Source organism: Pseudomonas sp. HMWF006, from assembly GCF_003061205.1.
Lineage (GTDB): Bacteria > Pseudomonadota > Gammaproteobacteria > Pseudomonadales > Pseudomonadaceae > Aquipseudomonas > Aquipseudomonas monsensis.
On sequence record NZ_QAIU01000408.1, the window covers coordinates 1 to 2260 of the forward strand.

Below are 2260 nucleotides of genomic sequence, written 5' to 3' on the forward strand. Positions count from 1 at the left end.
CTGGTGATCGTACTGACGGTACTGCCATGGATCGCCCTGACGCCGGAGCCGATTCTGGCGGCGATCGTCATGCATGCCCTGGGCCGCGGCTTGAGTCTGCAGCCGCTGGGGCGCTATTTCATTTGGCGTCGGGACCGGGTGCTGGTGTTGTGCGCGGTGGCGGCGGTGCTGGTGCTGGGTATTCTCGACGGCTTGCTGGTGTCGGTGGCGATCAGCGTGTTGCTGATGCTCAAACAGATGTCGGCGGCGGATATTCAGGTGCTCGGGCGGATCGACGGCGGGCACGATTTTGTCGATTTGCAGCGCCATCCAACGGCGATGGTTGAGCCGGGCGTGTTGATCTTGCGACCCAGCGAGGCGCTGTTTTTCGCCAATGTGGAGCGAATTCTCGGTGCGGCGCTGCACTTGATACGTCATTCGGACGCGCCGCTGCATACGGTGATCATCAGTCTGGAGGAAAGCCCGGACCTGGACGGTACCAGTATCGAGGCGATGCAGGAGTTCTTCCTGCGCGTGCATCAGGAAGGCAAGCGGTTGATTCTGGCGCGGCTCAAGCATGAGGCGCTGGCTGCGCTGGAAGCGTTGCCGGAGGTGACGGCTAACGGGGTGATCCTCAGCGGTCTGAGCGTCGATGGCGCGGTGCAGCAGGCCCTCAAGCTCAACACTGGCCCCTTGTAGGCCTTCGCTATTTTCAACGTATAAAAAAACGCCGCTCATCTCACGATGGGCGGCGTTTTTCATTGCTTTGTAACGTTAGGCTTGAACGACCGGGATCTTGGCGTTCGCAGCAGCTTCACGGAACTCGGCGATCTGGTCGAAGGACAGGTAGCGGTAAACATCGGCCGCCATGCTGTCGATCTTGCCAGCGTATTCCATGTACTCCTCGACGGTCGGCAGGCGACCCAGGATCGAGGCTACGGACGCCAGCTCAGCCGAAGCCAGGTAGACGTTCGCGCCGTCGCCCAGACGGTTCGGGAAGTTACGGGTCGAAGTCGACACCACGGTGCTGTTCGGCTCAACGCGTGCCTGGTTACCCATGCACAGCGAGCAGCCTGGCATTTCCATGCGTGCGCCGGCCTTGCCGTAGATGCCGTAGTAGCCTTCTTCGGTCAGTTGGTGAGCGTCCATCTTGGTCGGCGGCGACAGCCACAGACGGGTTGGCAGCTGACCCTTGACCTGATCCAGCAGCTTACCGGCAGCGCGGAAGTGACCGATGTTGGTCATGCACGAACCGATGAACACTTCGTCGATCTTCTCGCCAGCAACGCTGGACAGCAGACGGGCGTCGTCCGGGTCGTTCGACGCGCACAGTACAGGCTCGCTGATGTCGGCCAGGTCGATTTCGATGACTTCGGCGTATTCGGCGTCGGCATCGGCTTCCATCAGTTCCGGGTTGGCAACCCAGGCTTCCATCGCTTGCGCGCGACGTTCCAGGGTACGCGCATCGCCGTAGCCTTCGCCGATCATCCAGCGCAGCAGGGTGATGTTGGAGTTCAGGTACTCGGTGATCGACTCTTTCGACAGCTTGATGGTGCAACCGGCAGCCGAACGCTCGGCCGAGGCGTCGGACAGTTCGAACGCCTGTTCCAGGGTCAGACCTTCCAGGCCTTCGATTTCCAGGATGCGGCCGGAGAAGGCGTTTTTCTTGCCTTTCTTCTCGACGGTCAGCAGACCGTTCTGGATGGCGAAGTAAGGAATCGCATGAACCAGGTCACGCAGGGTGATGCCAGGTTTCATTTTGCCTTTGAAGCGCACCAGGATCGATTCCGGCATGTCCAGCGGCATGACGCCGGTGGCAGCGGCGAACGCGACCAGACCGGAACCGGCCGGGAACGAGATGCCCATCGGGAAACGGGTGTGCGAGTCACCACCGGTACCTACGGTGTCCGGCAGCAGCATGCGGTTCAGCCACGAGTGGATGATGCCGTCGCCCGGACGCAGGGAAACGCCGCCGCGGGTCATGATGAAGTCAGGCAGGGTGTGGTGAGTGGTCACGTCGATCGGCTTTGGATACGCCGCGGTGTGGCAGAACGACTGCATTACCAGGTCAGCGGAGAAGCCCAGGCACGCCAGGTCTTTCAGTTCGTCACGGGTCATTGGACCGGTGGTGTCCTGAGAACCTACGGTGGTCATCTTCGGTTCGCAGTAGGTGCCAGGACGAACGCCTTGGCCTTCTGCCAGACCGCACGCCTTGCCGACCATTTTCTGCGCCAGGGTGAAGCCCTTGGTGCTTTCAGCCGGTGCTTCTGGCTTCTTGAAC

General features: G+C 61.2%; 2 protein-coding genes. One reads left to right on the forward strand and one right to left on the reverse strand.

The annotated features are described in order from the left end of the window. Positions 1-678 (forward strand): STAS domain-containing protein (locus tag DBR24_RS16845; protein ID WP_146189070.1); only part of this gene is annotated, 678 nt, incomplete at its 5' end. A gap of 75 nt (positions 679-753) precedes the next feature. On the opposite strand, the gene DBR24_RS32495 is transcribed toward DBR24_RS16845, so the two are convergent. Then, on the reverse strand, positions 754-2260 hold a 1507-nt coding region (locus tag DBR24_RS32495), incomplete at its 5' end, for a bifunctional aconitate hydratase 2/2-methylisocitrate dehydratase (RefSeq protein WP_256591575.1).